The organism is Dulcicalothrix desertica PCC 7102, from assembly GCF_003991905.1.
In the GTDB taxonomy this organism is placed as follows: Bacteria; Cyanobacteriota; Cyanobacteriia; order Cyanobacteriales; family Nostocaceae; genus Dulcicalothrix; species Dulcicalothrix desertica.
Genome location: NZ_RSCL01000100.1, coordinates 1 through 1,241 on the forward strand (window position 1 = coordinate 1; position 1,241 = coordinate 1,241).

Here is a 1,241-nt window from a genome sequence, read left to right on the forward strand (position 1 = left end):
TTAAGAGCCACATAGACGTGTAGTAAGCGGTTATAGAGATTTGGAGTCTTTGTTCGCTCGCATAGGACGACTAAGCAGGGATTTTCTGCCTATAACGTTATAGGCAACTATAGTTGTTAAAAAATGATGCATGTTGAAAATGAAGAGCGAAGCTGTAATTATGTTTTGGCTTCAGCACAGCTACGACGAAAGGCGCCACTGACAAATTAAAGACAATTTGGTTTATCACTGCTTAAAATGTTAGTATTCAAAAAATGTAGAGATATGCCCAAAAGAGTTAGTGATGTATTTGAGGTTGATGCTGTCGAACTAAGAAAGCACAATGTTTTTAACGGATTCATTGAGATAGACTCAAAGTTTTACGTGGATCCAAGGCTGCTAGAAAAAACTTCTGTTGATGAACTAAAAAATTCGTATGAAAAAGTTACGAGCTACTTTGATGATGTGCTAGAGGATGTATTGAATGTTATTGAGGGAAAGGGGAAATTTGAGGCAATAGTTGAAAAACTTACGTTTTCTGAAATTCCGCTTGCAGGCTTAGGATATTCAATTAATCATAATGGGGGTAAAGGAATTGGAGCCAAGCTAGCAAATAATTTGTCTCTTACTGTTGTAGAGCTTGTCAGGCAAGGAATACTAGACCCGGTGATTTTTGAGCTTACTGGACTTTTTGAACAAGGTTTTGGTTCAGATAGAATCAGCGATATGGTAATTCGTATATTACTTCCTGAGTTAGCTCGATTTTCTCGCGGAGTTGCTGAATCCTTGAATCTACCAAAAGCTCCTGGTCCAACAGTGATAGGCGGTCAGTGTTTTTTTGGTTTACCTTGCTACTCAACTTACGGTGTTCTTCTAGTACCGCAAGATATACTCACTTCTCTTCCACTTGCTTATTCATGGACAGGTGCAGATTATATAAAATTTCATAACGAAGAGCTTAGAAAATATGTAAATCAAATAATTGGTAAATTGTGGTTTGATTCCCCAACATGGAAGGAGGTTGTCAGGAATAAAGATAAGTTTAAAAGGCTTATTCTCGAAAAGCCTGAATTAATGAAAGACCTGCTCAATCGGTACAAAGAAAAATCTGCAAGTCCATATGATTTCACAAAAGACCCAAAAGGTGAGTTTAGATGGCATGACAGCGCCAAAGATTATGCTACTCGGTTTCCTCTGAATCTTAGAGATTTAAAGGACGAATCCAATGAGAAAATTTTAGATGCTATATGCAAACACTTCTC

Annotated in this window: 1 protein-coding gene; it reads left to right on the forward strand. The window is 37.4% G+C overall.

Features of this window, described 5'->3' with window-relative positions:
- Positions 1 to 237 precede the first annotated feature (237 nt).
- A partial coding sequence (locus DSM106972_RS50945; RefSeq protein ID WP_127087848.1) for a DUF8370 family protein occupies positions 238 to 1,241 on the forward strand: 1,004 nt, incomplete at its 3' end.